At 68.1% G+C, this 24,799-nt stretch carries 24 protein-coding genes; 11 read left to right on the top strand and 13 right to left on the bottom strand.

Annotation, left to right across the window (positions count from 1 at the left end):
* Position 1: 1 nt before the first annotated feature.
* A complete protein-coding gene (locus tag AC07OZ_RS03875; protein WP_495465834.1) occupies positions 2–2,569 on the top strand; it encodes an SDR family NAD(P)-dependent oxidoreductase in 2,568 nt (855 codons plus the stop codon).
* Positions 2,570–2,631: 62 nt separating this feature from the next.
* Positions 2,632–4,380 (top strand): carboxylesterase/lipase family protein, encoded by a 1,749-nt coding sequence (locus AC07OZ_RS03870; RefSeq protein ID WP_495465833.1) that lies wholly within the window; start codon positions 2,632–2,634, stop codon positions 4,378–4,380.
* Positions 4,381–4,573: 193 nt separating this feature from the next.
* Here AC07OZ_RS03870 and AC07OZ_RS03865 read toward each other — a convergent pair whose 3' ends face one another.
* The 10 genes from AC07OZ_RS03865 to AC07OZ_RS03820 all read right to left on the bottom strand — a co-directional run bounded on the left by AC07OZ_RS03865 (position 4,574) and on the right by AC07OZ_RS03820 (position 13,435).
* A complete protein-coding gene (locus tag AC07OZ_RS03865) occupies positions 4,574–5,386 on the bottom strand; it encodes a sensor histidine kinase (RefSeq protein WP_495465832.1) in 813 nt (270 codons plus the stop codon).
* The gene (locus AC07OZ_RS03860) at positions 5,332–5,943 is read right to left on the bottom strand and encodes a hypothetical protein (protein WP_495465831.1); all 612 of its coding nucleotides are present in this window, start codon (positions 5,941–5,943) and stop codon (positions 5,332–5,334) included. Before AC07OZ_RS03860 ends, AC07OZ_RS03865 begins: the two co-directional genes overlap by 55 nt.
* A 200-nt stretch (positions 5,944–6,143) precedes the next feature.
* On the bottom strand, positions 6,144–6,356 hold the full coding sequence (locus tag AC07OZ_RS03855) for a hypothetical protein (RefSeq protein ID WP_495465830.1): 213 nt from the start codon (positions 6,354–6,356) through the stop codon (positions 6,144–6,146).
* Positions 6,353–7,129 carry a COG4280 domain-containing protein gene (locus tag AC07OZ_RS03850; protein WP_495465829.1) on the bottom strand — a complete coding sequence of 259 codons (777 nt, stop codon included), beginning with the start codon at positions 7,127–7,129 and terminating at the stop codon, positions 6,353–6,355. The genes AC07OZ_RS03855 and AC07OZ_RS03850 overlap by 4 nt, the downstream gene beginning before the upstream one ends.
* Before the next feature lie 55 nt (positions 7,130–7,184).
* On the bottom strand, positions 7,185–8,021 hold the full coding sequence (locus AC07OZ_RS03845) for a ChbG/HpnK family deacetylase (RefSeq protein WP_495465828.1): 837 nt from the start codon (positions 8,019–8,021) through the stop codon (positions 7,185–7,187).
* A 9-nt stretch (positions 8,022–8,030) separates the two neighbouring features.
* Positions 8,031–9,566: an ArnT family glycosyltransferase gene (locus tag AC07OZ_RS03840; protein WP_495465827.1), complete on the bottom strand. Its 1,536-nt coding sequence runs from the start codon at positions 9,564–9,566 to the stop codon at positions 8,031–8,033.
* Positions 9,563–10,669 (bottom strand): glycosyltransferase family 2 protein, encoded by a 1,107-nt coding sequence (locus AC07OZ_RS03835; RefSeq protein ID WP_495465826.1) that lies wholly within the window; start codon positions 10,667–10,669, stop codon positions 9,563–9,565. The genes AC07OZ_RS03840 and AC07OZ_RS03835 overlap by 4 nt, the downstream gene beginning before the upstream one ends.
* Before the next feature lie 36 nt (positions 10,670–10,705).
* The gene (locus AC07OZ_RS03830) at positions 10,706–12,136 is read right to left on the bottom strand and encodes a sensor histidine kinase (protein WP_495465825.1); all 1,431 of its coding nucleotides are present in this window, start codon (positions 12,134–12,136) and stop codon (positions 10,706–10,708) included.
* The gene (locus tag AC07OZ_RS03825) at positions 12,133–12,795 is read right to left on the bottom strand and encodes a response regulator (protein WP_495465824.1); all 663 of its coding nucleotides are present in this window, start codon (positions 12,793–12,795) and stop codon (positions 12,133–12,135) included. Before AC07OZ_RS03825 ends, AC07OZ_RS03830 begins: the two co-directional genes overlap by 4 nt.
* Before the next feature lie 43 nt (positions 12,796–12,838).
* Positions 12,839–13,435, bottom strand: coding sequence for a hypothetical protein (locus AC07OZ_RS03820; protein WP_495465823.1), 597 nt, complete (start codon positions 13,433–13,435; stop codon positions 12,839–12,841).
* A 178-nt stretch (positions 13,436–13,613) separates the two neighbouring features.
* Here AC07OZ_RS03820 and AC07OZ_RS03815 point away from each other — a divergent pair, with 178 nt between their 5' ends.
* The 3 genes from AC07OZ_RS03815 (at position 13,614) to AC07OZ_RS03805 (ending at position 16,042) form a co-directional block, all read left to right on the top strand.
* Positions 13,614–14,012 (top strand): GtrA family protein, encoded by a 399-nt coding sequence (locus AC07OZ_RS03815; RefSeq protein ID WP_495465822.1) that lies wholly within the window; start codon positions 13,614–13,616, stop codon positions 14,010–14,012.
* Positions 14,013–14,147: 135 nt separating this feature from the next.
* Positions 14,148–15,086, top strand: a complete 939-nt coding sequence (locus tag AC07OZ_RS03810) for a helix-turn-helix transcriptional regulator (protein ID WP_495465821.1) — start codon at positions 14,148–14,150, stop codon at positions 15,084–15,086.
* A 62-nt stretch (positions 15,087–15,148) separates the two neighbouring features.
* Positions 15,149–16,042: an NmrA family NAD(P)-binding protein gene (locus AC07OZ_RS03805; RefSeq protein WP_495465820.1), complete on the top strand. Its 894-nt coding sequence runs from the start codon at positions 15,149–15,151 to the stop codon at positions 16,040–16,042.
* Positions 16,043–16,057: 15 nt separating this feature from the next.
* Here the strand turns inward: AC07OZ_RS03805 and AC07OZ_RS03800 are convergent, their stop codons facing one another.
* Complete coding sequence (locus tag AC07OZ_RS03800) at positions 16,058–16,432, bottom strand: hypothetical protein (RefSeq protein WP_495465819.1); 375 nt, start codon at positions 16,430–16,432, stop codon at positions 16,058–16,060.
* Positions 16,433–16,542: 110 nt separating this feature from the next.
* Positions 16,543–17,031, bottom strand: a complete 489-nt coding sequence (locus AC07OZ_RS03795; RefSeq protein ID WP_495465818.1) for a hypothetical protein — start codon at positions 17,029–17,031, stop codon at positions 16,543–16,545.
* 122 nt (positions 17,032–17,153) lie between these two features.
* On the opposite strand from AC07OZ_RS03795, the gene AC07OZ_RS03790 reads away from it, so the two are divergent.
* From AC07OZ_RS03790 to AC07OZ_RS03780, 3 genes are all read left to right on the top strand, one after another.
* On the top strand, positions 17,154–18,158 hold the full coding sequence (locus AC07OZ_RS03790; protein ID WP_495465817.1) for an alpha/beta hydrolase: 1,005 nt from the start codon (positions 17,154–17,156) through the stop codon (positions 18,156–18,158).
* A gap of 233 nt (positions 18,159–18,391) precedes the next feature.
* The gene (locus AC07OZ_RS03785) at positions 18,392–18,919 is read left to right on the top strand and encodes a porin family protein (RefSeq protein WP_495465816.1); all 528 of its coding nucleotides are present in this window, start codon (positions 18,392–18,394) and stop codon (positions 18,917–18,919) included.
* A gap of 67 nt (positions 18,920–18,986) precedes the next feature.
* Positions 18,987–19,823, top strand: coding sequence for an APH(6)-I family aminoglycoside O-phosphotransferase (locus AC07OZ_RS03780; RefSeq protein WP_495465815.1), 837 nt, complete (start codon positions 18,987–18,989; stop codon positions 19,821–19,823).
* A gap of 9 nt (positions 19,824–19,832) precedes the next feature.
* On the opposite strand, the gene AC07OZ_RS03775 is transcribed toward AC07OZ_RS03780, so the two are convergent.
* Entirely contained in the window at positions 19,833–20,468 is a 636-nt protein-coding gene (locus AC07OZ_RS03775; RefSeq protein ID WP_495465814.1) for a mechanosensitive ion channel domain-containing protein, read from the bottom strand.
* A 182-nt stretch (positions 20,469–20,650) separates the two neighbouring features.
* Between AC07OZ_RS03775 and AC07OZ_RS03770 the strand changes: the two genes are divergently transcribed.
* The 3 genes from AC07OZ_RS03770 to AC07OZ_RS03760 all read left to right on the top strand — a co-directional run bounded on the left by AC07OZ_RS03770 (position 20,651) and on the right by AC07OZ_RS03760 (position 24,471).
* Positions 20,651–22,801 (top strand): RICIN domain-containing protein, encoded by a 2,151-nt coding sequence (locus AC07OZ_RS03770; RefSeq protein ID WP_495465813.1) that lies wholly within the window; start codon positions 20,651–20,653, stop codon positions 22,799–22,801.
* A 45-nt stretch (positions 22,802–22,846) separates the two neighbouring features.
* The gene (locus AC07OZ_RS03765; RefSeq protein WP_495465812.1) at positions 22,847–23,200 is read left to right on the top strand and encodes a cell envelope biogenesis protein TolA; all 354 of its coding nucleotides are present in this window, start codon (positions 22,847–22,849) and stop codon (positions 23,198–23,200) included.
* A gap of 806 nt (positions 23,201–24,006) precedes the next feature.
* Positions 24,007–24,471, top strand: a complete 465-nt coding sequence (locus tag AC07OZ_RS03760; protein WP_495465811.1) for a hypothetical protein — start codon at positions 24,007–24,009, stop codon at positions 24,469–24,471.
* Positions 24,472–24,799 lie beyond the last annotated feature (328 nt).

Raw genomic sequence — 24,799 nt, 5'->3', positions numbered from 1 at the left:
CATGAACTCAAGAACCCTGATCGCGGCACGCCCCTGGCTCGCCCACTATCCGCCCGGCGCCGACGCCGAGATCGATACCGCCGTCCACGAGAACCTGCCCGAGATGCTGACCGCGCTGACCGCGCCGTACGCGCGGCAGGTGGCGATCTCGAGCGGCGACGACCACCTGAGCTTCGCCGAACTCCATGCGCGCGCGGCCGCCTGGGCCGCCTGGCTGGGCGCGGTCGCCGGCGTCATGCCGGGCGATCGCGTGGCGGTGATGCTGGGCAACGTGTCGGCCTTCCCGGTCGTGCTGCTGGGTTGCCTGAAGGCAGGCGCGGTGCAGGTCAGCGTCAATCCGCAGTACACGGTGCGCGAGCTGCGGCATCAACTGAAGGACGCCGGCGCGCGGGTGCTGGTCGTCTCCGCGCAGGCGCTGCCGGTGGCGGTGAACGCGCTGGACGCGGCGGCGGTCCCGCGCATCGTGGTGGTGGGCAGCACGCCGCCGACGGTCGGGCGCACGCGGCTGCCGGCGGTGTCGTTCGAGGACGCGCTCGCCCTGGGCGCCGTGGCCGGCCACTGGCGGCCGCCGACGCTGGGCCGCGAGGACCTGGCGCTGCTGCAGTACACCGGCGGCACCACCGGCATCTCCAAGGGCGCGGAGCTGACGCACGGCAACCTGATCGCCAACCTGCTGCAGATGCGCGCGATGCTCGGCGGCGCGATCACGCCGGGCGCGGAGACGATTCTCACGGCGCTGCCGCTGTATCACATCTTCGCGCTGACGGTGAACCTGCTGACCTTCGCGAGCCTCGGCGCGCGCAACGTGCTGGTGGCCAATCCGCGCGATGCCGACGCGCTGTCGCGGGCGTTCACGCACGAGGCGGTCACCGTGGTCACCGGCGTCAACACCTTGTTCAGCACCCTGCTGGCCTTGCCGCAGGTCACCGACGAGCACCTGCGCCGCGTGAAGCTGGCCATCGGTGGCGGCGCGGCGGTGCAGCGCGCGACGTCCGAGCGCTGGTACGCGCGCAGCGGCCGCCACCTCCTGGAGGGCTACGGCCTGAGCGAGACCGCGCCGGTGCTGACGGTCAACTCCTTCGCGCAGCTGCGATTCAGCGGCACGGTGGGGCTGCCGGTGCCGTCCACCGACGTGCGCATCGCCGACGCCGCGGGGCGGCCGCTGCCCTTCGGCGAGCAGGGCGAGATCTGCGTGAAGGGCCCGCAGGTGATGCGCGGCTACTGGCGCCAGCCGCAGGCCAACGAGGTGGCGTTCACGCAGGACGGCTTCTTCCGCACCGGCGACATCGGCATCCTGGACGAGCAGGGCTTGCTGCGCATCTGCGACCGGCAGAAGGACATGGTCCTGGTGTCGGGCTTCAACGTCTACCCGAACGAGGTCGAAGGCGTCATCGCCGCGATGCCCGGCGTGGCCGGCTGCGCGGTGACCGGCGTGCCCGACGAGAAGACCGGCGAGGCGGTGCGCGCCTTCGTCGTCCGGCGCGACCCGGCGCTGAGCGAGGACGAGGTGCTCGCGTTCTGCCGCGAGCAGCTGGCGGCCTACAAGGTGCCGAGGCGGGTGGTGTTCATGGCGAGCCTGCCGACCTCGTCGGTGGGCAAGGTGCTGCGTCGCGAGCTGCGTGAGCCGCCGCCATCGGCGGAGCCCGCGCCGCGCCGCGAGGCGGGATCGGGCGCGCTGCAGGACCGCGTGGCCATCGTCACCGGCGCGGGCGCGGGTCTGGGCCGGGCGCATGCGAAGTACCTCGCGAGGCAGGGCGCGCGCGTGGTGCTGGTGGACCTGGGCGAGAGCGCCGCAGCGGTGGCCGAAGAGATCGGCCGCGCCGGCGGCGAGGCGGTGGCGCACCAGGCCTCGGTGACGGACGAGGCGCAGATCCAGGCCGTCGTCGAGGACACGCGTCGCCGCTGGGGCAGGGTGGACATCCTCGTCAACAACGCCGGCTTCCTGCGCGACAAGAGCTTCGCGAAGATGAGCCTCGACGAGTTCCGCCTGGTGCTGGACGTACACCTGATGGGCTCGGTGATCTGCAGCAAGGCCGTGTGGGACCTGATGCGGCGGCAGAACTACGGTCGCATCGTGATGACGAGCTCGTCATCGGGTCTGTACGGCAACTTCGGCCAGGCCAACTACAGCGCCGCCAAGATGGCCGTGGTCGGCCTGATGCAGACGCTGGCGCTGGAAGGCGCCAAGTACGACATCCGCGTCAACTGCCTGGCGCCGACGGCGGCCACCGGCATGACCGACAGCCTGCTGACGCCCGAGGCCAAGCGCGCCCTCGTGCCCGAAGCCGTGAGCCCCGCGCTGCTGGCGCTGGTGGGCGAGGACGCGCCGACGCGCGCCATCCTGTGCGCCGGCGCCGGCCATTACGCGCGCGCCTACGTGTCGCTAACGGCGGGCCGCCACATCGGCGTCGGGCACGACGCGGGCGAGCGCGTGTTGTCGCAGTGGGAAGCCATCAGCGAGCGGACCGGCGATTCCATCCCGGCCGCGGGCAGCGTCCAGGTCGACCAGCAACTCGCGTCCGCGTCGCGTGCCGGCAAGCACGTCGGCGAGGGCGTTCCCCCCGCGTAGCGCCGCGGCCGTCGGCCGCTGCTCGAGCGCTTGGTTCCCACGACAACAACCAGGAGACAACGATGCTTCGTTCCCGATGGCAGGTTCAGGTGCTTGTGCTGCTCGGTGCGGCGCTGCTCGCCGCTTGCGGTGGCGGCGGTTCCGACGATGGTTCTGTGGACGCGGCGCGCATCGCGAGCACCTCGTCGCAGACGGCGGGCGACGGCGCGGACGCGAGTGCGGATGCGGACGCAGATCGGCGGGACGCGCGCTTGCGCCGCGTGACCGCTCAAGGACCGGTGCTCGGATCGACGGAAGCACGGACCGGAACGTTCCGCTGGCTCGGACTGCCGTATGCGAAGGCCCCGACGGGTGCGCTGCGATGGATGCCGCCGGTCGATCCGGATGCGTGGCGCGGCACGCGCGACGCGAGCGCCTTCGGTCCCTCGTGCGCGCAGACGGGGCGCTTCTTCAGCCCGGCGCCTGACAACGCGCCGTTCGGACTCGCGGTGCGCGACGGCTTCGGCAAGCTCGTGGGTTCCGAGGATTGCCTGACGCTCAACGTCTGGCGCCCGGCCGGCGAGACCGGCGCGCTGCCGGTGATCGTCTTCATCCATGGCGGCAGCAACATCAGCGGCTACTCGTCCGATCCGATCTACCAGGGCGGGACGCTGGCCGCCAGGGCCAAGGCGGTGGTCGTGACGATCAACTACCGGCTCGGCATGTTCGGCTGGCTGGACATGGCGCAGCTCAAGACCGGCGAGGCGAGGGCGGACTCCGGCAACTTCGCGACGCTGGACCACATCCAGGCGCTGAAGTACCTCCGGGCCAACGCCGCGGCTTTCGGCGGCGATCCCGGCAACATCACGCTGATGGGGGAATCCGCGGGCTCGGTGAACATCTGGGCGCTGCTGGTGTCGCCGTTGGCGAGTGGCCTGTTCCACAAGGCGGTCGCCATGAGCGGCGGCGTGCAGACGGCCGATGCGTTGACGCCGAAGTTGTATGCGAGCGCCCTGCTGCGTGCGCTGGTGATTGCCGACGGCAAGGCCTTCAACGACTTCACGGCGGAGCTCTATCTGCTGTCCCAGACGCGGCAACAGGTGGCGGCGTTCCTGAGGTCGCGGACGACGCAGCAGCTGATCCAGGCCGAGCAGACGGCGGGACTGTCCGGCAAATCGCCGGCCGTCTTCACCGACGGCACGGTGCTGCCGCAGAACCCCACCGGCGCGATCCTGCTGGGCCGGTACAACCGCGTGCCGATGCTGGCGGGCAATACGCGGGATGAAGGCAAGCTGTTCGGGCCGTTCAAGCCGAACGAGTACGACCGGTTCACGATGCAATACGGCTTCGATCCCGATGCGCCGCCGACCTTGAGCGAGGGCGACCTGCTCAGTCCGCTGTTCCTGCCAGTGGACAAGCCGGTCACGGGCTGGAACACGATCTCGTCGGTGGCGACGGTGGCGGTCTTCGGCAAAGGGATCATCGAGTCGATGAGCGCCTTGTCCTTCCAGCAGCCGTCGCAGACCTGGTACTACCGGTTCGACTGGGACGAGGAGCCGGCGCCGTTCAACACCGTCTACGGCGCGGCGCATGCGATGGACCTGCCGTTCGCGTTCGGGAACTTCGGTCGGAGCGCGCTGTCGTTCGCGTTCAGCAAGGCGAATGAGCCGGGACGGCTGGCGCTGTCGGACGCGATGATGCAGTCGATCGGCGCTTTCGCGGCGACGGGGAATCCGAACCACGCGAGCCTGGGGGCCGCCTGGCCGAACTGGCCGGCGCGGATGGTGTTCGATGCGTCGGAGACGGAAGCGCAGATCGTCGTGGAGCGGTAGGACGTCCGCCGACGTCAATGCGAGGTTGTTCGGGTCGACAGGGGTGCCCGAGACGTAAGGAGCTCTCAACAGAAGGAACGCGAGGCTACTGGCGGCACCCTGGTCGATCCATCCATAAGACTGACAATGTGCATTATGTGATCATCCATGCTGACCCCGAAAACCTATGCTGGTGCCAGATCGTCTTCTGAGATCAGACCGCATCACCCACCGACGGCGACGGCCCCAACCGCATCAACACGGCGAATCCCTGCTCCGCGGTCGGCAGCATCAGATCACCGCCATGGGCCCGTGCCACCAGGTGCGCCATCATGAGCCCCAGCCCCATGCGCCCTTCGTACTGCTGACTGGCCAGCGCTGCATTCAGGTCGTCGCGCTTGTCCTCGTCGACGCCTTCGCCGTCGTCCTGGAGTGTCAGTTCGCACCCGCCGTCGTTGCTCGCATGGATGCGCAGGGTCAGGCGTGTCGCGCGATGCCGCCACGCGTTGTCGAGCAGGTTGATCAATGCCGCCGCCAGCAGATCCGGGTCGGCCCGCACCCGCCCCTCGGTCGGCAGATCCAGCACCAGCCCGTCGGGCAGCGGCAGATGGCCCAGCAGTTCAGTCACGTCCAGCGGCTGCCACTGGAGGCTCATCCCCGTGCGGAACAAGGTCAGCAGCGCGGTCACCACGCGCCGCAGGCGATCCGTCGCTTCCCGCGTCCGCTGCAGGCGCTCGCGCTGGCCCTCGGGCGCCTCGCGCAAGGCCATCGCCAGCTGCGCGTCCATGCCCGCCAACGGCGTGCGCAGCGCATGCGCCGCATGGGCGCTGAAGGCGCGCTCATTGGCCACCCGCTGCGCCAGCCGGAACCCCAGCTCCAGCACCGCGGAGCGGATGGCCGCCAGCTCCTGGCGGTGCTGCTCCGGCAGCGATTGCCGGCTGTCCAGCGGATCGTATTGCGCCAGCGCCCGCGTCATCTCCGACAGCGGCTCCAGTTCGCGCCGGGCCCGCCGGTTGAGCCAGACCATGCAGAAGCCGCCGACGAGTAGCGCGGAAACGGCACTCGCATGCCCACGCGGCTGCGCACTTCACGCCGCTCCGCGCTGGTCTGGGCCACGATCAGCCAGCCGTCCACGTAGCCCGTCTTGAACGGACGCACGAGTACACGCCAGTCGCCATCATGCGCACCATGTTCGGCGCCCTCACCGAGCGCGGCATGCGGCGGCGAAGACGCCGCGTCGCCGTTCCAGTCGCTGAAGCCGACGGGCAGCCGCCAGGGGGCCATCGGCGCCAACGGCGAGCGGAACAGCAGACGGCCGTCGCCGCTCACGAGCTGCCAGGAGAAGTGCGTGGACAGGTCGTCGGGATCGGCCACGGCGCCACTCTCGGGCGGACGGTCGCGCAGCAGTTGCCCCAGCACCTGCGAAGACGCCTGCATCGTTTCGTCGAGCAGCTCGTCGACCTCCTCCTGGACCACCGCCCACACCGACAGGCCCGCCAGCAACGCCCAGCACAAGGAGATGAACAGCACCTGCGTGCCCAGGCGTCCCGCAATGGACGGTACGCGCGGCGCCGGCGGACTCACGTCGCTTGCAGGCCCGGGCGATGGCCCGAGCCGCGCGTGGTGTCGATGAGGCCGCGTCCCTGCGGGCCCTCCCCCAGCCGCTCGTTTTCCTGGAGCAGGCACAGTCGCATGGACATGTCGGTTGTCGTTGGAATGGTCCGGTCCACGAAGATAGCAGCACCGGGCATCTCCTCGCGAGTGCCTGCTTACAGGAAAAGCCTTCAACGCCGCCCGGATCGAGCAGTCCAGACATTCAACAACAGGGTCAGGACGATGCCCGCCACCAGCGCGGCCAGTGCCCAGGGCTCGTCCAGCCAGCCCAGGTGGGTGCCGATGCCGACGCCCAGGACCACCGCCAAGGCGCCGAGGCACAAGCCCGCGTCGGCCCAGAACATTCCGAAGAGTTCCTGGATCACTTCGCGGATCAGGTTCATGAGGGTCTCCCGGGCCGTGCCTCTTGCAAGCGCAGCAGATGCGCCGTGGCGAGGCCGGTGAAGGCGAACAAGGCCACGAGGGCGAGCAGCGCCAGCTCCGCGCCGGGCCATTGGAGGCCCAGCCCTTCACCGGTCCAGAACACGCCGAAGGCGGTGAGGAGGATCCCGACGCCGAACTTGAGTCCGTTCTCCGGCACCCGCGCGAGCGGCTGGCGCAACACCATCCCGATCGCGAGGACAAGGACGCAGGCCGCCGCCGCGCCCAGCGAGGCCTCCAGGATCAGGTCGTGCCCGGCGCCGATGGCCAGCACGGTGAAGGCCACTTCCATGCCTTCGAGGAGGACGGCCTTGAACACGGTGATGACGCCGATCCAGTCGCGGGCGCTCGCGGACGAGCTCATCGCGACGACGACCCTTTCGCCGTCGCCGCCGAGCTCGCGTGTCGCCTTCGCGTAGAGCGCGCTCTCGTCCCGCAGCGCCAGCACGCCGCCCGCGCGCAGGATCGCCTTGCGCAACCACCCGAGTCCGAACAGCAGCAGCAGGACGCCCACGACCAGCTGCAGCGCGTGTATCGGCACCCGGAGCAGCGCCGGTCCGATGAGCGCGACGGCCGCTGCCAGCAGCGCGAGCGCGGCCAGCGTGCCCGTCCACGCCGCCCGCCAGCCGCGCGTGCTGCCGACGGCCAGGACGATCGTGAAGGCCTCGACCACTTCGACGAGAGAGGCCGCGAAGGCCGCGCCGATGGCCGGCCAGGCGGTGGCGAGCGTGTTCATGATTCCTCGAATTGAACGGTGATCGATGAGGGCGGCGCTTCTGCCGCTAGCCTGTTCACGCGACCCTCCGCGCGCCGGCGAAGCGCTGGTCGTCCAGGATGCGCGACATCGCTTCCAGACGGACGAAGTTCGAGCGGACATGCCACTCGAAACGCTTGTCGGACAAGACCTGGAACTCGTCCAGGCGGGCCTGCGCGATGGGATCGCCGGGGATCCGCTGCGTGCTCGGATGGCACATGAGCAGGTCCCCCTGCTTGGCCAGGTGCAGCCAGCGGGTCAGCAGGGACTCGTAGCGCTCCGGGCCGCCGGTGAAGTCGTAGATGCCGAGCAGGCGCCGGTTGTGCGCGAAGGCCAGCACATCCGCCGTGGCCGTCAGCGCACGGCTCCCGAGCTGGCTGATCGCCATCGGCTTGAGCCGCCAGCTCGCGGACCGGGTCGACCGGAGCCAGGGCTTCTGGTACGGGTAGCGCCTCAGCAGCACGTCGACCAGCGCATCGCGGACCTGCGGGAACTGGTGGACATGCTGGTGGCCGTCGATGAAGTCGGGACGACGCCCGATGTTGTGCTCGAACAGGTCGAGCTGGCGGTCGATCTCGTCGCGCAGCGCGGTCAGCGACAGGCGGTCCAGCGTGCCCCGCGCCCACAGCGACGACCACGACTCGGGCGCCAGCGTGACCGGGTATTGCGTCAGGTCCAGGTGCAGTCCCAGGTCGGCGGGACCAACCGTATCCCGGCGCAGGGCGGCGGCGCCGGACGTCCACGCCGGCGCGCCCACCATGCAAGACAGCGCGTGCACCCGCCCTTCCCTGCGCAAGGCCAGCGCCGCCTCGTTGACGCCCTCATGCAGGCCGAAATCGTCGATGCAGAGGCAGATGGATCGCAACCCGTTCATGCCGGCTCCTCAGGGGGCGCAATCCAGCGCGGCGGCGCGCAGGCGCCACAGTGCCATGTGCTTCTCGGTGCCGACGAGATCGGCCTTGGCCAGCCACGCATGGGTCTTGGCCAGCTCGATGTCGCCGATGGCCCACGCCACCTGGCGGCGGCAGGCGAGCGCCTGGATCGAGGACCAGGTCTGGAACGCGGACGTGTCGCGTCCGGCCCCGGCGAAGGCGCGCGTGTCCCCCAGCTCCTTGCGCCAGCTGTCGCGCGCCATCAGGTCACTGTCGTCCCAGTCCTCCACCACCACCATCGGGGCGCGCAGCCGCGCATAGAAAGGCACGTCGTACTCGAAGCGTTCGAGCATCACGACACCGTCCTGCGGCTGGCGCAGCGCCGCCAGTTCCCGGGCCAGCAGGCGGTTCGACTTGCCCGCGCCCAGGCCGAAGGCCGCCACGGCCGCGATCCCGATGACCGCGCCGACGGCGATCGAGACCTGACCCCACCGCCGCCAGCGGGGAGCGATCGTCACGACGCGATGCCAGGCCACGGCGATGAGTCCGGCCAGCGGCGGCAAGGCCGGCAGGATGTAGCCCACCAGCTTGGACTGCGGGATCGAGAAGAACAGCAGGATCACCGCGAACCAGACCAGCAGCAGCCAGTGCAAGGCATGCGGGCCCGGCGCCGGCCGCCACAGCTCGCCCTTCCAGCCCTTGACGAGCCAGGGCAGCGCCGGCAGCGTCGCCGCAAGCAGGACCGCGGGGTAGAACCACAGCGGCTGCACGTTGTTGAAGCCGCCGCCGGCAAAGCGCTGCACGTGCTGGACGACGAAGAAGTAATGCAGGAAGCCGGGGAAGCGCCACTGCATGGCGACGAACCATGGCGCGCAGACCAGCAGCATCAGCGCGATGCCCGGGATCCACAGCAGGCGCAGGATCGTGCGCCACTGCCCGGCGAGCCCCAGCCACAGCAGCAGCACGGCGCCCGGCAGCACGACACCGATCAAGCCCTTGGCGAGGATGCCCAGTCCGGCGAGCACATACGCCGCGGCCAGCATGCGCCGATGCGGCAGACCGGTGTTCACGCGCAGGGCCGCGTCCGCGCCCGCGGCGATCGTGGCGGTGATCAGCCCGGCCACCAGCATGTCCAGGTTGGCGAACTGCGAACCGACGAAATGCAGCGGCATCGCCAGCAGCGTCAGCAGCGCGGCCCAGGCCTGCGCGGGCGTCGTCCAGCGGCGCAGCAGCATGAACAGGCCGATCGCGCCGGCCAGTCCACCGATCAGCGGCGCCGCGCGCGCGGCCCAGACGTTCGGGCCGAAGATCGCCAGCGACGCTTCGGTGATCCAGTAGAACAGCGGCGGCTTGTGGAAGAACGGCAGGCCGTTGAGCGTCGGGACCAGCCAGTCGCCGTGCTGCAGGCCTTCCCAGGCGACGCCGACATAGCGCCCTTCGTCGGGCAGCGACAGCGGACGTGCCCACGCGGTGAACCAGAGCCAGAGGAAACTCAGCGCCGAGGCGGTCAGGACCTCTTGGCGCGGCGGGGAAAGAGGACGATTCATTGTCTTGCGTTGGAGAGCCCGGAGTGGGAGAGCCCGGTTCCCCAAGCGTTCTTGATGACGTAGAGCGGCCGGCCCTTGACCTCCTCGAAGATGCGGCCGACGTATTCGCCGACGACGCCGAGGAAGAGCAGCTGCAGGCCGGAGAAGAACATCAGTCCCACGACGATCGTGGTCCAGCCGCTCACCGTGTGGCCGTAGAGGAAATACACGAGCGTCAGGTAGGTCCCGTACAGGAAGGCCGCGAACGCGAGCAGCACGCCCAGCGCGCTGGCGGCCCGCAGCGGCCAGGTCGTGAACGAGGTGAGCCCGTCCAGCGCGAGATGGGCCAGGCGCAGCGGATTGAAGTGGGTCCTGCCGTGCGCGCGGACCTCGGGCTGGTAGGGCACGGCCACGGTCTGATAACCGACCCAGGCATACAGGCCCTTCATGAAGCGGTTGCGCTCCGGCAGCGCCATCAGCGCGTCGACGACCGAGCGGTCCATGAGCCGGAAATCGCCCGCCCCCGCCGGCACCTCGAAGCGGCCCGACCGGTTGAGCAGTCCATAGAACAGGCGCGTGCCCACGCGCTTGTGCCAGGCCTCGTCGTCGCGGGTCGTGCGGACCGCGTAGACCATGTCGGCGCCGTGACACCAATGCAGGATGAACTGCGGGATGAGGCGCGGATCGTGCTGCTGGTCGGCATCGAGCATCACGACCACGTCGCCGCTGGCGCGGGCGATACCCGCCGTCAGCGCCGCTTCCTTGCCGAAGTTGCGCGAGAGCTGCAGGGCCATGATGCCCGGCCGGCGCGCCCATTGGCGCAGCACCTGGACCGTCTCGTCCGAGCTGCCGTCGTCGACCAGGATGACTTCCCACGCGTCGCTGCAGGAGCCGAGCACGGCGCACAGCCGCGGCAGCAGCTCGCCCAGGTTCGCGGCCTCGTTGTAGCAGGGGACCACGCAGGACACGCGGGGCCGGCGTTCCCGCAGCGGCACGCCGGAATCGCCCAGCCCGGCTGCGGCGCCCGCGCCGCCGCTGGACTGGAGCGGCGACGCATCGGGCGGCGCCGGCGCAAACCGGCGGGCCGTGGGCCATTGGGACGCGATGGGACGGACATCAGACATGTCCATCAGTATGAAAAACGGTCGCTTATCGCGTACTTAAGAATCCGGATGCAAAGCGCCGCCACCGCCCCTACCGCCCCCACTGCCATCACGCATCTCACCCACGTCGGACGCGGGTCCCGACACCGGAAACTGCACGCGCACTTCCAGCCCCGGGCCGTGTGCGCGATCCAGCAGGCGCACGGTCGCGCCGTGGCGTTCCGCGATCGCCTTGACGATGGCCAGACCCAGGCCGCTGCCGACGTTCTCCCGCCCCGCGGCACTGCCGCTGTCGCCGCGGAAGAAACGTCCGAACACGCGATCCCGGTCCACGGCCGGGATGCCCGGCCCCGAGTCGCGCACGAACAGCGTCGGCCGGCCGTCGACTGTCACGGTACCGACATCGATCACGCCGCTGCCGGGCGTATGACGCAAGGCGTTCTCGATCAGGTTGTCGAGCAGCATCGCCAGCTGCGCCGTGTCGCCCAGCACCTCGAGGGGTCCTGACAGCTCGGCGCCGAGATCCACGTGGCACGACTCGGCCTTCGATGCGAACGGTTCCAGCACGGTCCGGACCAGGTCGTCCAGATCGACCGGTTGCAACGGGTCGAAGCTGCCCGCCGGGTCCGTCCGGGCCACGGCAAGCAGTTGCTCGATCAATCGCTGCGCACGCACGACGCCCAGCTTGAGTGCGGCCGTGGCCGCGGAACGTTCGAACTCGCCGGCGCTGCGCTCGAGCAGCGTGAGCTGCAGCCGCAGCGCGGCGATCGGCGTGCGCAGTTCATGGGCCGCATCGCCGAGGAACTTGCGCTGCGCGCTGAAGGACTGGTCGAGCTTGGCCATCAGGCTGTTGATGGCGCGCACCATCGGCAGGAGCTCGGACGGCACCGCGGAGGTGTCGATCGCCTCGAGCGAGCGCGCGCTGCGCCCGGCGACGTCGCGCGCCGCCGCGTCCAGCGGACGCAGACCCCGGCGCAGGCCGTAGATCAGCAGGCCCGCCACGATCAGCGCCATCGCGACCAGGAAGGGCAGGATCTTGGCCGCCGACTCGCCCGCCATCTCGCGCCGCGACGCGCGACGCTGCGCCGCCTGCACGATGCCGTTGTCATGGACCGCCGTGTAGACGATCCAGTCTTCCCCGGCGATCCGCGGGTGGGACAGGCCTTCCTTCGAGACGAAGGTGATGGGCACCCGGGGATCCGACGAGTAGATCAAGGTCCCCGAGGCATTCCATGCGAACGTGGCGATCTCGCTGTCCTGCGGCTCGTCGTCGCGGGGGATCAGCACCGGCGCGTGGACCTGCTCGTGCGGCGCATTGCTGCGGTGATAGGTCGCCACGCCGATGGCGACGTTCTTGAGGTCGTTGTCGAAGACCTCGTTCATCTCGTCGAGCGTGACGACGTAGGTCGTCATCGCCACGAGGGCCGATCCCAGCAGCAAGGTGCCGACGATCCACGCGAGCAGCTCGCGCTCGATCGACCGCATCATGGCGCGTTGCCGATCCGGTAACCGACGCCGCGCACGTTCTTGATGGTGTCGCTGCCCAGTTTCTTGCGCAGGTTGTGCAGGTGGACCTCGATCGAATTGCTGGCGACCTCCTGCCCCCAGCCGTAGACCGCTTCCTCGAGCCGTTCGCGCGAGAGGACGGCGCCGGGCTTCTGCATCAGGGCCTCCAGCACGGCGAACTCGCGCGCCGACAGCTCCACGAGCTTGTCGGCGAGGGTCACTTCCTTGCGGACGGGATCCAGGGCCAGATCGCCGTGGCGCATCACCGGACTGCCGCTGCCGGCGTGGCGGCGCATCAGGGCGCGCACGCGGGCCACCAGTTCGTCCAGGTCGAAGGGCTTGAGGACGTAGTCGTCGGCGCCCGCCTCCAGGCCGGCGATCCGGTCCTTGACCGTGTCGCGCGCCGAGGCGATGAGCACCGGCAACGAGTCGCCGCCCTTGCGCAGCTCCTTCAGCAGCTCCATCCCGTCGCCGCGCGGCAGGCCGAGGTCGAGGATCGCGAGGTCGTACACCCCCGTGGACAGGGACAGCTGCGCGTCCCGCGCGTCGGTCACCCAGTCCACGGCGAAGCCCGCCGTCACGAGGCCCTGCCGGACGGCTCGGCCGATCATGTCGTCATCTTCGATGAGCAGCAATCTCATGCATCAGTCCTTTCGGTCCGCCCGCGCCGCCGGGTTCATCGTGTCAGCGCTGGTCGCGGGGTCGCCGGAGCGCTGTCCGCCACGCGCCATAGGCATCGTCCAGACGCAACGCTAACCGATGGATCCGTCCGCGCGTGAACCAGGTGACGGCCGCCGCCGCCGCGGCGACCGGCAAGGCCCCCAGGACGTCCCAGGGCAGGCTCGCGCCGAGGTAGATCCGGGACCAGCCCACGGCCAGTCCCAGCGTGAGCAGGAAGGGGGCCGCGGCCGACAGCCGTCCGTGCCCGAACGCGGCGAACGCGACGGCCCAGAGCATCGCGACCTGACGCGCCGGCAGGCCGGGCAGGCAGTCCTGGACCAGGTAGTGCGTGCCGCCGACGGCATGCTGGGCGGGCTCCTGGGCGCCGGCGGTCCCCACTGCGATCGCCGCCGCCACGGCCAGCAGCAGCGCAATGGCCGCGCACGCCGCGAATTTCACCAGCTCCGCCCTCACCTCGCGTTCGGCGAAGAACCACGAGAAGACCAGCAGCATCGTGACCGCGTGGACGCTCCATCGCGCGATGGACATCGGCAGGAACAGCTGCGCCGGCGTCAGCCCGGGCGCGGCATTGATGAGCAGGAACAGGTGGTGGTTGAGCATGGTCGGAGCCGTCGATGCTCCAACGGCGCCGCTTAACTCCGGCTTAACTGTCGCGGGCACGGCGCTTGAGGTGGTGTGCCCGCAACAGCGCGGCAACGGGACGCCAGGGAGCGCGCCTTCATCGAACGGGCGCGGACTTCGAGGCCGGCCGCCGGGCTATTCTTCACGCCGACACGCCATGACCGACCTCCACGCCCGCCGCATTCCCCGTTTCATCGCCGTCGGCACCGCCGCCGCGCTCGTGCATTGGCTGGTGGTGACCGCGATCGTCCAGACCCTGGACTGGCATCCGCTGGCCGCCAACGTGCTGGGCTGGATCGTCGCGCTGCAGGTGTCCTTCTTCGGCCACCACCGGATGACCTTCCAGGGTCATGGCGCTCCGCTCCTGCGCTCGGCGATGCGCTTCTCCGCGATCTCGGCGGGCGGCTTCCTCGTCAACGAACTCGCCTACGCCGCCCTGCTCCGCTGGACCGACCAGTCCTACCAGGTGAGCCTGGTGATGGTGCTGCTCGGGGTCGCGGTGCTGACCTACCTGCTCAGCAGTCGGTGGGCGTTTCTCGCAAGCGCGCAAGACTAGCGCCGGTTGACGCGGCGTGCGGCCGGGCCGGGTCCACGTCCAGCATGCCGTCGCCTGCTGCCGCAATCGGGTCTGGCGATCACGTAGGCTCGACGCCCGTCGGATCGGAATTCCGTCGTCATCGAGACCTACGCCATGACCCATCAGATCGAGCATCTTCCAGCCGCCATGGAGAGTCATTCCCTCCCGGCGCTCGCCCGTTCCCCACGCGTGCTGCTATCGAGTGCCGGCAGGGATTGGCGCGATCTGCAAGCGGCGCTGCTCCAAGTGCCTCGCGGCATGTCCCGGGTCGCGGGCCAGGAGGTGCACCGGATCGGCATCCATGTCAGCCGGCCCGTCCATGCGACCTGCTCGTGCGATGGCCGATTCATGAGTCGGATCCAGAAGCCTGGCGACATCGACATCCTTCCCGCAGGGATGGATGGGAGCTGGGAAGACGACGCCGAGTGCCGGGTCCTCTCGCTGGGCTTGCCGCAGTCCCTGCTCACGAGGGTTGCCGAAGATCTGGGCGGCAGGACGACGCCCGTTCAGGTCGCTCCGGAGTTGCAGCTGCGGGATACGCGGATCGAGGCCATCGGGTGGGCGATCAAGGCCGACCTGGAGTCGTCGACGCCCTCGGATCCTCTGTACATCGACCTGCTTGCGCAGGCCCTCGCCGTCAGGCTCATTGAAACGGCCTCAGGACGGAGCCACCAGCCGAACGAAAGGGGCGAGCCAAGATTTTCGCCGCGCCAACTCGCGCGCCTTACCGACTTCATCGAGAGCCACCTGGGTCAGAAGCTCGGGCTGATGGACCTCGCCCGGGAGGTCGGTGTCAGTGGAACCCGGTTCAAGACCCTCTTCCGCAACAGCACCGGCATTCCCGTTCACCAGTACGTCATCCGGCGCCGTGTCGAGTACGCGCGCGCGCTCCTGTCATCGACGGGCATGTCCGCCAGCGAAGTGGCCCTTGCCGCCGGTTTCTCCCATCAGAGCCACATGAGTTCGACCCTGCGCCGGGTCCTTGGCCAGACGCCCGGCGAGATCGCCCGCAGCGCCGGAAAGTTCCGTCCGAACTCGAAAGCGCCGGTCTGAATCTGCAAGACGCGCACGGGCCCAACCCGCATCCTTGCGGTTTTCAAGCAAGGAGAGTGACCGTGATTGTTGTTGTCGGAGCCGCCGGAAAAGTCGGTCATGCCACGTGTGCGGCGCTGCGAAGCGCGGGAGTGCCGGTCAAGGCCGTGCTGCGAGACAAGACCAAGTCGACGTCATTGCGCGCCATGGGGTGCGAGGTGGCCGTGGCGGACCTGCAGGATCCGCTGGCACTGAGTCTCGCGGTCATGGGGGCGGATGCGGTGCAGATCATCCTGCCACCCTCCCCTGGCGCGCCTGATGCCATTGCGGACATGCGGAAGTCCATCGGCAGCCTGGTGTCAGCGATGAGGTTGGCTCGGCCCGGGCGGGTCCTCGCCATCTCCGACTACGGCGCCCACGTGCCGGAGAACATCGGCATGCCGACCCTGTTTCGCGAGTTTGAGGGCCAGCTGCGGCAACTGGAGCCACCCAAGCTGTTCCTGAGATCGGCGGAGCACATGGAGGGTTGGGCTGCGCGGGTGTCGATCGCTGGTGCCATGGGCGTGCTGCCCAGTTTTCACTGCCCGCTCGAGAAGGAATTTCCCACCATCTCGGCCGCCGATCTTGGCCGTCTCTCGGCGAGCTTGATGCTTCAGCCGATGCCATGGGCGCACGAGCAGATCGTGCATGCCGAAGGCCCGCGCCGACTGTCGGCGAACGACGTCGCCGCAGTCCTGGGCGAGCTGCTCGGTCGGTCCGTCGTCGCTCAGGCAATTCCACGCAGTCAGTGGCAGGAGACGCTGCAGCGGCACGTCAGCGCGAGTACGGCGGACTTGCTCGTCAAGCTCTACGACGCGCACAGCGCGGGCGGTCTCATCGACATCGAGCCGGACGTCGGGACAGTCCACAAAGGCTCGACAGCGTTGAAGGACGTGCTTCGACCCTTCGTGAACGCCTTTCAGCACGCCAGCGCCTGAGGGCGGTCGGGAGCGCTACTTGGCGGGCGTGGGTCTCACGCACGCGTTCGCGCTGGCGGGCACGCAGCGTCCGGCGCAGGCGGGGGTGCCATACCAATCCGAGGAGGCTGCACCGCGCGCCGTGTTCGAGCAGAACACGTCCCCGCGCGAATCCTTGGTGCAATACCCGGCACCGCACATCGGCACCCCGTACCGATCGAGTTCGATGCCGCCGCCGGGCGAAGAGCAGACCACGGCGCCATTGCGATCGTTGAGACACGTCGAATCCGGCGCCGGGCAGATGAGCTTGCCATCACGCCCCACCGCACACCCCTTGTCCTGCGACATCGCCGGCACGGCAACGAGGGCCAGCAGGAGGGCTGCAACGAGTTGATGTGCGCGGCTCTTCATGACTCTTCTCCCTGTCCGGCGATGTTGACCTGATCGTCGTCAGCGTACACAAAAAGTGTCGCCAGCGTGCGCGCCCGGCCGCCGCACCCGAGTCAAGCGTGCGGCTGGGGTCAAGGCTTGCCGGCAGCCCGCGTGAAGTGCGCCGTGCGCAGCACCGGCGCGCCGTCCCTGAAGTACACCTCGGTCTCCGTGAGCACAGCGCCATCGGCGCTCACGGAATAGACCCGGGTCGAACGCGGGATCCCTTCGTAGATGAACTGCATCACCAGCACGTTGGGCTCGGGCATCTTGGCCGCGATCACGTCGACCCAGTAGGTCCCGGTCGCGCGGCCGGGTGTCCCGTCCAGCGCCACCGTCGATGCCGAATGCAGCCGCGTGCCCTTCGCGTCGACGATCTCGACCTGCGTCGACCACTTGCCGTCGGGATCGTCCCGGAAGGACAAGGCCACCCGCTTGGGCCGTGCCTCCGGCGGCATCGGCAAGGTGGCGACATCGAGGGTCCATTCGCCCACGAGCGGCGACGCGGTCGAAGGCGCGGCGGCCGCCGGCGTTCCGACGAGTGCAACGACCATCAGCAAAGTGGCGAAAAGGTTGTTCATCCCTGTCCCCTTGAAGGTGTTTGAGCAAGTCTAGCAATCCGCCCCATCCGGTGATCCCGTGCCCCTGGCATGTTTCAATCAGCGGATCATTCCCAGCGAAACCCCACCCGCCCTGGAGTCCCATGCACAGAGATCCGAACACCCCCGCCGGCACCGTCCATCGCCTGACGCTCGACAGCGAGGTGCTCGCCGGCAACCTGGTCGGCGCCCCGATCCGCCGCCTCGTGGACGTCTACATCCCGCACGGCCATGACGGACGAGGCCTGCCGATGCTCGTGGACATCGTGGGCTTCACCGCCGGCGGCCCGGTGCACACGAACTGGAAGAACTTCGGCGAGAACGTGCCCGAGCGTCTGGACCGGCTGATCGCCGCCGGCGAACTGCCGCCGGTCGTTGTCGCCTTCCCGGACTGCTTCACGAAGCTGGGCGGCAACCAGTACGTCAACTCGGTCGCCATGGGCCGGTGGGACGACTTCCTCCGCGACGAGGTCGTGCCCTTCGTCGAGCAGCACTTCGACTGCGGCGGCAACGGCCGTCGCGGTCTCTTCGGCAAGTCCAGCGGCGGCTACGGCGCCATGGTCCATGCGCTGCTGCATCCGGACTTCTGGTCCGCGGCGGCCGTGCATTCCGGCGACATGGGCTTCGAACTGCTGTATCGCCACGAGTTCGTCCCGGTGCTGCGCGCGCTGGCCAAGGAGCCGGACATCGGCCGATGGGTGGAGGCCTTCTGGTCGGCCAAGAAACCCAAGGACAGCGACGTCCACATCCTGATGATGCTCGCGCAGGCCGCGAGCTTCGACCCCGATCCCTCCGCGCCCTACGGCGTCCGGCTGCCGGTGACTTCCGACACCTGCGAGCTGATCCCGGACCGCTGGGCCAACTGGCTGGCCTGGGACCCGCTGACGCTGGTCGAATCGCATGGCCGCGGCCTGGGCGCGCTCAAGGCGCTCTACATCGACTGCGGGGACGTCGACCAGTACAACCTGGTCTACGGCGCCCGCCGCATGCACAAGCAGCTGAACGCGATGGGCGTGAACCACCACTACGAGGAGTTCCCCGACGATCACACGGCCGTCGACTACCGCATGGACATCAGCCTGCCGATCCTGGCGAAGGCGCTGAGCTGAGCCGAGGATCTGACCGGCGCCTGTCCGGGGCCAGGTCTTGCCCCTGCCGGCAGCGCACGCAGCGCAGACTCCGCTCACAGTGTGAAGGTTTGTGTCGTCGTCAACCCCGTTCGCCGGCGGGGCGTTTCCTCCAGCGCAGTGACTTCTGCGCGCGCCAATGAATTGGGAGTCATCGCGACCTTCTGCCCCGCCTCCACGAGGCGCGGTTTCCATCCCATCAAAGAAGTGCTCGAATGACCAAGATTTCCATCCTCACCGCGGCCCTGCTGCTCGCCGCCGGCGCTGGCGCCCAGGCACAGACCGCCACCGCGACCAGCGGCCTGTATGGCGACGTGGGCTACACCTTCCTCAACCTCAAGTCGGATGGTCCGACCGTCAAGCCGGGCGCCCTGCGCGGCATCGTCGGCTGGGACCTGCACCCCAACGTGGCCATCGAAGCCATGCTGGCCACCGGCTTGAAGGACGACACCGTGGACGGCGTCAAGTTCAAGGTCACGCGCAGCTACGGCCTCTTCTTGACGCCGAAGTACAGCTTCGACCAGTTCGAGGTCTTCGGCCGCGTCGGTTATGCCGACAGCAAGATCAAGGCCTCGAGCCAGGGGCTGAGCGGCTCGGACAGCGACGGCAGCTTCGCCTGGGGCCTGGGCGGCCGCTACAACTTCAGCAAGACCATCTACGGCGGCCTCGACTACATGCAGTACTACAAGAAGGACGGCGTGAAGATCGACGGCGTGAACCTGAACGTCGGTTATCGCTTCTGATCATGGAATCCCCGGCCCGGGACGCGGGTCGTCCCAAGGCCGGGGCGTCGATCGATACTCTGCTTCGATGAATCCACCGCCCGTCCTTCCCCCCGACATCGCCCCGTGGCTTGAACGCTGGGCCCTCGTCCCCGACGGAGAGCTGCTGACCACGCGATCGAGCTGGGTGCTGCCCGTCCGGCGCGAAGGTGCGGCGGCCATGCTGAAGGTCGCCCGCATCCCCGATGAAGCGGCGGGCTTCCGTCTGATGACCTGGTGGAACGGTCAAGGAGCGGCCCGCGTCTTCGAATCGGCCCAGGGCGTCCTGCTCATCGAGCGGGCCTCGGGTGGCGGAGATCTCGCGCAGATGGCCTGGTCCGGCCGGGACGACGAGGCCTGCAGGATCCTCTGCGACACGGCAGCTCGTCTGCATGCGCCACGCAGCGGACCGATGCCCGAGCTTCATCCGGTGGAAGGCTGGTTCCAGCCGCTCTTTCAGCTGGCGCCGACGCACGCGGCGCTCGCGCCTGCCGCCGGGGTGGCGCGCGAACTGCTGGCGTCGCCGCGCGAGGTCGTGCCGCTTCACGGCGATCTGCACCACGAGAACGTGCTCGACTTCGGCGCGCGCGGATGGCTGGCCATCGACCCGCATGGCCTGTTGGGCGAGCGCGCGTTCGACTATGCCAACCTCTTCACCAACCCCGACCTCAGCGATCCGGGCCGCCCACTGGCGACGCTGCCGGGCCGCTTCGAGCGCCGGCTGGAGACCGTCGTCGCGGCAACAGGGCTTGAGCCCGAGCGGCTCCTTCGCTGGATCGTTGCATGGACCGGGTTGTCCGCCGCCTGGCTCATCGAAGATGCCGACGACGCAGGCGCCGCCATCGATCTCGCCATCAACTCAAAAGCGCGCGGCCTGCTCGGGTAGGCGACGACCTCAAACGACAGTCGTCGCGGACGGCGCTGCGCGCTCCGCCGGGCCATGCGACAGCGCCCCGTCCGCCGCCGCGCCGTTCCACCGCCTCAACGCCCGTTGGAAGAAGAGGCTGTTCGGCAACTGCAGCATCGTGCCGTTCTGCGCGTCGCCGCTCTCCAGCAGCGTGGTGTAGACCAGGTTGATGTCGACCACCCTGCCCTTCACGCCGGGCCGATCGCCCGCCTCCAGCAGCTCCACGACGTCCCCGATCCGGAACGCATGCGTGATGTAGATCAGCAGCGTGCAGAAGAGGTTCGAGAGCACGCTCCACGCCGCGAAGAACGCGACCGCGCCCACCGCGGCGAACCCCGTGAACGCCGTCCACAACACCGAGCCCGACACGCCCAGACGCTCCAGCGACCACAGCACCGCGCCGCCGTAGATCAGCACGCCGATGCTGCGCAGGAACAGCGACGTCACCTTGACGGGGAAGCCATAGCGGGTCGTCAGCCGACGGGAGATCAGCCGCGCCACGCGCATCAGCAGCCACGCGCCGACGCCGATCACGGCCACTTCGATCAGCGGCACGAAGATGTCCAGCCATTCGGCCAGCCACAGCGGAAGACGGGCGTGCAGGGATTGGTAAAGCTTGTTCATGGCGCAGGAGATTACACGCCGATGGCGGCACTACCTCTTCCGGGTGCGTGCCCGTTGCAGCTCATGACAAAGAGAGCCGCGCCGTAGCGTTCGCGCACAACGTTCCGATCTCGTGAAGATGAAGATGCGCACGTCGCCCACGGGCCCACAGGCCCGTCCTTCCACTTCACCCCCACGAGTCCATGAACACCCTTCAGCGCTTCGCTCTCCTGCCTCTGGTTGCGTTGGTCGCCTCGCTGGCAACGACTGGCACCGCCCTCGCCCACAGCAGCTTCCTGAAGGTCGACGGCCGCACCGTCAGGAACCAGAACGGCACCGGCGACGCCATCTACCTCCGCGGGGTCAACCTCGGCGGCTGGCAGGTGCATGAGGGCTGGATGTCGCCGCTGGGTGGCGTCAGCGACGACTACACGATGCGCAAGACGCTGAGCCAGCGCTTCGGCGACAGCGGCCGCGACGCGCTGATCAACGCCTACCAGGACAGCTACCTGCAGGAGAAGGATTTCAAGATCCTCTCGGACCTCGGCATGAGCGCCTTGCGCCTGCCCATCTACTACCTGAACCACATGAACGAGGACGGCTCGTGGAAGCGCGATGCCGCCGGCCGCATCGATTTCCGCCGCATCGAGTGGGTGGTCGCGATGGCCAAGAAGTACCGGATGTACGTCATCCTCGACCTGCACGGCGCGCCGGGCTCGCAGAACGGCGCCGACCACAGCGGCCGCATCGGCGGCTCGGGCCAGCTGTGGAACAACACGACCTACCAGAACCAGACGCTGACCTTCTGGCGCGAGCTGGCCACGCGCTTCCGCAACGAGCCCACGGTCGCCGGCTACGACGTGCTCAACGAGCCCTCGCTCAACTACCCGTCGCCGGCAACGCGTCCGGTGCTCGACATGTACGACCGGATCTACAAGGAGATCCGCGCGGTCGACCCGAACCACATCGTGATCATGGAAGGCATCTGGGACTGGTCCGCGATCACGCGGCCGTCCGACTACGGCTGGACCAACGTCATCTACGAGTTCCACTACTACAACTGGGGCAACGACTCGAACTACCAGTCGCAGGTGAATTTCACCGAGGCCAAGATCAACCAGGAGAAGCAGTACCTCTCGTACAACGTGCCGCACTACGTGGGCGAGTTCATGTACTTCAACCTGCAGAGCAGCTGGGAGTACGGCCTGCGCCGCTACAACGAGGCCGGCTGGCACTGGACGAGCTGGACCTACAAGGGCACCAACATCGGCAACTGGGCGCTCTACAACAGCACCAACGCCGGCGCCAACACACCCAACGTGAACAGCGACAGCTACGCCACCATCGAAGCGAAGTGGCGCAACTGGGACGTCGAGAAGAACATGGCGCCCAACACGATGCTGAACAGCGTGTTCAAGGCCGCGCTGACGGGCAAGAACAGCCTCATCCGCAACCTGCCCTTCGAGGGCACCTGGCGCGCGACCAACAAGCTCGAGGCGGAGATGTTCTATGCGCAGAGCGGCGTGAGCTTCGACAGCACGGGCATCGGCGGCTTCGACGCGGGCGACTGGCTGCGCTACATCGACATGGACTTCGGCAGCGGCGTCGACCGGCTGAAGCTGCGCCTGGCGGTGGATGCCTCGAGCGCCGGCAAGCAGATCGAGGTCCGGCTGGACAGCCCGACGGGCGCGCAGATCGGCACCGTCACCGTGCCGAGCACCGGCGGATGGACGACGTTCCAGGAAGTGACGACCCCGATCCAGCGCAGCACCGGCGTGCGCAACCTCTACCTGGTGGCCAAGGGCGGCACCGGCGTCGCCAACATCGACTGGCTGCAATTCGAGGACTCGACCGGCACCAACACACCGACGCCCCCCACCAATCCTCCGACCACGCCGCCGACGAATCCGCCGGGTTCGAGCTCGCCGGTCTCGGGCCAGACCTACGCGCTGATCGCCAAGCACAGCGGCAAGGCGCTCGACGTGCGCGAACGCTCGACGCAGGACGGTGGATTGCTGCAGCAATGGGCCTACGGCCGCGGCACCAACCAGCAGTGGGTGGCGCAGAGCGCGGGCAACGGCCTGTGGCAACTGCGCTCGCTGTCCAGCAACAAGTGCGTGGACATCACCGGCGTCAGCACCGCCAACGGCGCGGCTGTCCAGCAATGGACCTGCACGGGCGGCGGCAACCAGCTGTTCCGCCTGGAGGACCAGGGCAACGGCTTCTTCTACCTGCGCGCCTCGCACAGCAACAAGTGCCTGGACGTGACCAACGTGTCGGCGCAGGACGGCGCGGGCGTGCAGCAGTGGGATTGCGCCGGGGACAACGCGCGCTGGAAATTCCAGGCGCCTTGACCCTGGGGCGTCCGGGGGGCGGGATCGCCATTTGCTGGATAGACCTTGCTCGCAGGCCGGCGACGTCGTCGCCGTTCACGTTGTTTTAACGACAAGGAGATCCTCATGAAGCAATCCCTGCTCATCGCCGCTACGGCTGCCGTTCTTTCCCTGGGCGCCGCCGGCTCGGCCATGGCGCAAGCCGCCTCCAGCCCGTCCTCCGGCACCGTCGATCAGGCGAAGGCGCTGAAGAAGCAGGCCGACGCCGACTACAAGGCCGCCAAGAAGGCCTGCAACGCCATGAAGGGCGACGCCGAGAAGCAATGCGAAAAGGACGCCAAGGCGACTCACGAAAAGGCCGAGGCGGATGCCAAGGCCATGAAGGAGAAGGCTGAGGCCGACAAGAAGGCGATGAAGTAATCGTCGGCGCCTGCCGCGGCGCCCCGGCGTCGCGGCAGGCGTGCCACCCTGGCTTGGCTGCGTGGGTCCGTGACCGCGCGCGCTGAGTTCAGCTCACCATCAGTTCGCACCCCACCCGCTCGTCGTCGACCGCGGGCTGCTGTGCTGCGCGGGAGTCGTCGAGGACCTTCCCGTGGCCCACCCGGATCACGCGATCCGCCAGAAGGACTTCGATCGTCTGCGGGCCATCGTGCTGGAGCGGGCAAGCTCAGGCCTGGCACCGTGGCAAAGCCTGACCCTCAAGTGCCGTAGAGTGCTGCCCATGAGCCCCCGCCACTTCAGCAGCGGTTTCAGCAGACATGCTTCGCCCTTCCCTGAAAACTTGTCACCAGCTCGCCTCGACGGCGATCCGACAGCGACTGGAGTCCGGCGACTCTGTCGGAGAGGCATTGCGCGGAGCGCTGCAGGATTGCGATGTACCGCTGATGCTCATGAAGTCGGCCATCTGCGAGATTCTCGAGGTGACTCCTCAAGAGGCGTCGCGACTCATTGCTCGCGAGATCACGATGTATCGGAATGGCGGCGCCGGCGACCGTTGATTGAATTCAGCGCTCAGGCTGAGACGGGCGCACGCTGTGCAGCGGAACCCGCCATTCGCCACCGTGCGCCCGCTGACCGCTCGCGGCCATCAGCGGCCGCTAGCGACAGTCGGCTTCGGGGCGATCCAGTTGGCGTTCTACCTCCCTAAGGCTAGGTAGTGCACGCTGCGTTGGAGGCGATCAAACTCTCGCGCGACGATGGCCACGACATCGAAAGGATGTGAGCCGATGCACCCAAACCCCCTCAGCCTCAGCGAACTCAAGAAGATAAATAAGCCGCAAACACTGACATGGTATGCAAACCAGATCAAACGTCATGGGCGGCAGGAGGGCACGACAGTGCAAATAGCACTTGCGGAAATTGGGGGTAAGCAAGTCTTCATCGCAGGCATCAATTCGTCGAGTGAATGGACCGAGACTCAGCTCGCTATGCTGCAGTCCTGGGGAGTACTGGTCGTGCCACCAATCTTTCAAGATGGCGCCATGACACTGAAGTTGCACGGCGGCGCGCCGCATGCAGAGGAAAACATGGGGTGCTACATCCATTCACAAGGAGGGCGCGGACTTCGATGGAGTCGTGCCGTCGTGGGATCGCCACGGGTGGACAGCAAGTCAGGATCCCGGTCCTACGTGTGCGAACAATGCAAGTTAATCATCAAGATCATTGGCGGCTCCATCGAACCGCCGCTTTAAAGGATCTAAGCGGAACACCAGAAACTTCCGCCATTCCTGCGACCGACTAGCAATCCGCTGGATTCGCTCGGCAAAGTGTCAAACGCTTTGTTCACGAACTCCAACCCCCTGGGGTCCATACCGCGAAGGGTGCTATTGAAGCTTGAACTCAATCGCAATATCGCAGTGAGAGGCCGTTGCAAGGCATCCCAATCGAGAATCTGAAGGTCAGCAAGGGGTCGGAAGCAGTCGACCTGCGCACTCGACGCGAAGGACTGCAATCAGCCTGAAGCTGCCGAGGCCTGCGCAGCGATAGCCGGCAGACAACCTCTGGAAGCGCAGCTGGGGT

The organism is Roseateles sp. GW821-FHT09G03 (genome assembly GCF_059416045.1).
The sequence above is the reverse complement of the archived record's forward strand: the minus strand, read 5'-3'. Positions and strand labels throughout refer to the sequence as shown.